This window comes from Bradyrhizobium sp. Mp27 (genome assembly GCF_029953005.1).
GTDB classification, from domain to species: domain Bacteria; phylum Pseudomonadota; class Alphaproteobacteria; order Rhizobiales; family Xanthobacteraceae; genus Bradyrhizobium; species Bradyrhizobium barranii.
The window spans coordinates 1-4,889 of record NZ_JASAUS010000305.1 but is presented as its reverse complement, the minus strand read 5'-3'; the positions used below and the strand labels follow the sequence as shown (position 1 = coordinate 4,889).

The window sequence follows — 4,889 nt, the reverse complement described above, 5'->3', positions numbered from 1 at the left end:
GCGCCCATTGCCTGTCGTTCAGCCAAAACAAACCAGCGCGCATTCTCTCGCCCCCGAATCAACACGTAGGCAAGAGAATCACGTGGCGCTATTTAGGTACAGACCCTAGTCTCAGGCGGGTGCAGGTGGCGATCTCGGCGTTGGCGATCGACATCTCGCCCGAGGAGTATCGCGCCGAACACGGCCGCGCGGTCGGATGCCCGGTCGAGGATAAGCCCCCTGCTGGCCTTCTAAGGATCCCGCAGAATATCGAGATCATCGTGTGCTCTCACAATATCTCCGGGAGAACGGTTCGGGATAGTTCGGCAGTGGCCATAAACCTGCACGCTAGGGAGTTTGGGCTCCGCCTACCTGCATGACCCGGTCACCCCCGCATGGTTGACGGAACACTCGATCAACCGTCCTCGTTGAACTGCTGCCGTGGAATGCTGGGGAAATCTTGTCAGAGCTGCGCGACGTGCAGGGACCGGACGCTTGCTCGCCGGCGAGTAGCACTCGGGCGAGAAACTGCGTCCCGGCGGTTCGTCTTCACCAGATCGCTCGGCTTCCTTAGGATCAGAGACGCCGTCGCCACCGTGCATTCATGGCCGGACGACCGCATCAGGCGATAATTGCAATAGGTAGCCGAACAGGCCCGTAGCAGATTGCAGGTGGTCGAACCGGCCGGCGATCCGCTTTATGATGGCACATGTTGGTCGCCGAAGCGTCGACTTCATCCAGGAAGTGAACTTCTCTTATCGCGAGCTTCCGCAATCGCGACAACGTTTCTCAGCTTGGCTACATCGATCCGACAAGTCCTTCCCCAATCTGCCACTCTGTCTTTACAGATCGAGACCAGCTTTGATGGAGTGATCAGTACCGTCGCGAGAAGGGCTAAGCGATCGACCATTTTTGTGGTTTCGGCCTGCTGCCGCAGTTGCGTCTCTGTTATCGGCACGAAGGCGACCGTCTAAACGGTTCCCGATGTTGCCTGACAGTCGACTGTTTGCCCCGCTGCCACTCGCGCCAACTGCTGAATGTCAAACAAGCCTCCAGATCAGCAAACTATGCCGACCTACTGACCAAGCTAGCTGCAAGCGCAAGAATCCGAGGCCAATGTAGTGAATGCTTAATCGCTGGGCTGGTCGAATGGCGCCTCCGGGCTTCAATCGTCCGGAGCTCGGCAAGCGCGCTCACAGGGTATTGCTCTCTCGAAAGCTCGAGAATAATCGTCAAGCGGAGCTTCGCCACTATTCAGGAACAAACAATCTCGATGCACCCCACACACCTCTCGTTAATGACGGTCGCGTTTGCGATCGCAACTGACGCCCAATAAGGTTCTAGATTTGATCAATACGTTTTCAAGGTTCTGCTGCGCCGGGCTTGGAAGGGTCCGCCCCCCTCCGAAATGGAAGCACCAAAGCGATAAGGCCTTCATAGGCCCCGCATGCGAATTCGGCGCAGTACAGCGTTAAAGTAGATTTTCGGTGTCGATACATTTCGTAATAGGTCTCACTAAATATCCTGATAAGGGGCATGGCGCGATTTCGCGCTTCTAATGGGAAGCATGCGATGCGACAGCTGCGTAAAGCACAAGAGCCATAGCCCATCGAAGGATCTTTTGTACGAAACGTTCAAATCTGTGGCCGGAGCACACGCTCGGGCGAGTAACGGGATCGTTCGTACGTCCCATGCTGTGTTCGTCTGCCACCGCCCTGATTTGGCTATTAATGGTTGGCGAGCACAGGGAAACTCTTCGTTCGTACTCACTTGGTCGGAAAAGGTTCGATATGAATCATGACGACAACGGAAATCGCCATGAAGTATCGGTGATGACGGACGAACCGCTCGAGCTGGAGCACTGCAAGCAACAGATTGCTCGTCTCAAACAGCTGGTTATTCGCCTTTCTGAAATTGCGTTGCGCAACGTCGTAAGAGCCGCCGAGGACCGAAAATCGGAACGCGCGTGAGTCTCTGTCGGCCCACCGAACGACCAGCCCCGGAGGGAAGCGAACGTTGCGCCGTAGCGCGCTGTTCTTTGCAGCGCGGCTCCCGCCGGGGGGCAGGGAGCAGCCTCGGCCCTATCTCCATAGGGGCGAGGCTCCTATTTTATAGCCGGAACTTTGAGGGTTCAGACCGGCATCGAGCTTGGCGTATCGCGCGGCCTTCAGGCGCCGCGGAGAGGTTGGGATGCTGGTGGTGGAGACGATTGCGAGGATCCATCGCAGAAGCATATGGGCCGAATGAACGCCCGCGTGCATGCAACCGGCGACGAGCACCCTCTGTGTGTTCGGCGGCCTGGGCCCGTCTCGAAAGTGAGCACAACTTCACGGTCGGCCAAGCGCAACGTCTGGGAAACGCTCTTCGTCCGACGCGTGGATATTCCTTCGCATCGACAGCGATCACGCGGGACATGCCGAGCACATTCTTGCGAGAGCATTGGCTCGCATTTGCGACGGCAAGCAAGCAGTGCCGTCGCAGCGCGGGCGAGTTGTGAGGCCCACTGGTGCAGGCCTAGTCTACCAGCGCAACGGAGAAAAGCGGCGGGCCTATTTTGTACCAAGGGAAGCTGTCTCGCTCCTCTCGATGGGCGCGAAGTGGATTTCGATCCTGACCGCAACCGGATGGGCGGGCCGGCATTGGGCGAAATGTCGTTTACTCAAGAGTACTTTCGCCGGCTGGCTCGGGAATGTGAGCTGCCCGCGCGCTTTTTCGCGCTGCTTGACGGCGACGCCTCAGAGTACGCCCCCGAGGAAGCCGAGCAGGAGTGCTGCCGGAAACACTCTGCGTCCGCAACGGCTCCCACCTTTCCAGATCGGCGTGGATAACCAGGTCACGTGGCCCAAGGAGGAAGCGCTTATCACCTTTGAACAATACCGCCTGGTCCTCATGCCCAAGACCAAGGATCACTTGCGGTCCGTCCACATCGACCTGACGGCCAACTGTCTCGACGAACGCGGCGCCTTGACGGTCGTCTCTCCTTCTCAGCTGCACCGGCTCGATGCCGGAGGCAATCTCGATTACCGGCTGGTAGCGCTTGGCGGAAGCGCATATATCACGCTCGAACGCCGCCGCTGAAACAACTGCACGTCGCTCGAGCCCTGCGGCGTCGAGATTTTGACTTTGTGCTCGCGGTTGATGAAGCCGAACACGCGCAAGGTTTCCGAATCCACTCCTGGCGCTGCTGCACAAACCAGCTCTAGCCAAGCGCGGCCCCTTGGTCATTGCGTAGCTCGATTACGTCGGGGTCAGCTTATGGCGGTCGCCGTTCCAGATCGTTATCGCTTCCTCGGGCGTGCCGACCGCCTTGGTCGAGACCTCCATGCCGTAGGGTTCGCTCGCAACGAAGGCGCCTGCTCGCATCCTCCTGGATCAGGACCGGGTAGCACTTGGCAATCAAGCACTTCCGGATCGGACGCCTCCGATTTCGTGTTGCTCTCACTGGTATTCGGATCAACTGCCATTCTGCAGTCTGCCTCAAGCAGCTCCACTAGGCGCTCGATTCGAGCGATCCGGAATGGCTGGGACGGCTTTGTCATAAGGGCAGGCCCCTCGGATCGAATGCGAAGAATCCAATGATGAAGATGACGAGCGTGCGAGGAGTGGCGTTCATACGCCGGGCTGTCGGTCCTCTGCCGAATGCCAGTCCGCGCCGTGGAGGCGGATCATCTCGCGACGGGACTGCTCGATGAAGACGCGCTCAACGCAAAAGCCGGCGGTGACTGAAGCCGCCAGCGCAAGGCCGCAGGCGATATAATCATTCATGAAATTCCAAAACATGTTGCTGCCGGCGACGCCGACAAAAGTAAGTGCCATGACGGTATTGCGAGTTGCCTTAACCACGTTGTTCCCCCAGCCGGCCGGCGAGACACTTTAGCATTGCAACCAAGACGCTTGGCAGCGTTTGATGGTTGTGATCCGCCGTCTTTCTGCTCAATCAGCTTGGGTCCGGCCGTGTTGTCGCGCCCCGTGGAATCCGATCGATACCGTATCTCGTTCTGTGCCATGAAACGTGGTGACGATTTGGCAGACAGCCTTCGCCAGCCGATAGGATGCAGCATCCGCTTTGCAGCGGTTTTTGCGGCCAGCCCGCGCAGCCGGGCAGCGCAGCTGAGCAGAACAAATAGCACTGCATCTCTGGACCATAGAACGAGGCGTTCTCGGCGTCGGCAGCAATTCGTGCGGGCTCAATCCGTTCCAAAGCCCACGCACGAGCGTTTCGCATTTCGCCAATCGTTCGCAGAATTTCGGCATCATGAGGCCCTACATCAGAGAACTTCTGCTTAATTGCCCAATACTATCATTATTCCCGTGGGGCAACGAAGCGAGCGAACGAATGGCCCGTTTCTACTTTAATCTGGCAGGCAAGCAGAATGTCGACGACCCCGGCGGGTTAGCATTCGAAGACGAGCTGCAAGCCTTCCGTGCGGCAGAACGCTTAGCAAAAGATCTGGCGAGTGCTCAACCTCTGCTGCGGGGTACAACCTGCGTGGTCGTTACACGCAGGGACCGAGGTGAGGCCTATTACGTAAGCTTGTGACAGCGCTTCCAAATCAGACGTCTCGGCCACTACTGACGTATCATCTGCCGGGGCAGCCGCCCCGAGTTGTGGGACCACCGAGCCGATTGAGGGATGGCTCGTTTTCCCTAGTTAGACTTGCCTGCAACGCCACCCGTCAGGCGATTTCGAAGAACCCCGATTGCACCATGTCCATCAAGACCTATATCGGCGCGGTCGAAGCGGCGGACGATGATGGCTGATTGGGCCGCGTTCTGCGATGGCAAGCGCGCTGCGGACGGCGGAGCTATGGCTGATTTTGGGTGACGCGGCCTGATCAGGCGGCGTGGCTTTCAGTGTTCGGAATGACTTCGATTCCGTCGATGAACTTTACACCGGCGATGACTTTCGG

At 58.2% G+C, this 4,889-nt stretch carries 6 protein-coding genes; 4 read left to right on the top strand and 2 right to left on the bottom strand.

The genetic code is table 11. The features are described from left to right. The 3 genes from QJT78_RS48505 to QJT78_RS48495 form a co-directional block, all read left to right on the top strand. The coding region (locus tag QJT78_RS48505; RefSeq protein WP_212491398.1) for a hypothetical protein at window positions 1–359 on the top strand (359 nt) is incomplete at its 5' end. 1,410 nt (window positions 360–1,769) lie between these two features. Further along, window positions 1,770–1,949 carry a hypothetical protein gene (locus QJT78_RS48500; RefSeq protein WP_028150881.1) on the top strand — a complete coding sequence of 60 codons (180 nt, stop codon included), beginning with the start codon at window positions 1,770–1,772 and terminating at the stop codon, window positions 1,947–1,949. Window positions 1,950–2,799: 850 nt separating this feature from the next. Beyond that, complete coding sequence (locus tag QJT78_RS48495; protein ID WP_028150883.1) at window positions 2,800–3,057, top strand: hypothetical protein; 258 nt, start codon at window positions 2,800–2,802, stop codon at window positions 3,055–3,057. Window positions 3,058–3,216: 159 nt separating this feature from the next. On the opposite strand, the gene QJT78_RS48490 is transcribed toward QJT78_RS48495, so the two are convergent. Together QJT78_RS48490 and QJT78_RS48485 are read right to left on the bottom strand one after the other, a co-directional pair. Beyond that, window positions 3,217–3,342, bottom strand: coding sequence for a hypothetical protein (locus QJT78_RS48490; RefSeq protein ID WP_018646717.1), 126 nt, complete (start codon window positions 3,340–3,342; stop codon window positions 3,217–3,219). A 246-nt stretch (window positions 3,343–3,588) separates the two neighbouring features. Then, window positions 3,589–3,795 carry a hypothetical protein gene (locus QJT78_RS48485; RefSeq protein WP_240537845.1) on the bottom strand — a complete coding sequence of 69 codons (207 nt, stop codon included), beginning with the start codon at window positions 3,793–3,795 and terminating at the stop codon, window positions 3,589–3,591. Between the two features lie 520 nt (window positions 3,796–4,315). Between QJT78_RS48485 and QJT78_RS48480 the strand changes: the two genes are divergently transcribed. Then, entirely contained in the window at window positions 4,316–4,519 is a 204-nt protein-coding gene (locus tag QJT78_RS48480) for a hypothetical protein (protein ID WP_038945639.1), read from the top strand. Window positions 4,520–4,889 lie beyond the last annotated feature (370 nt).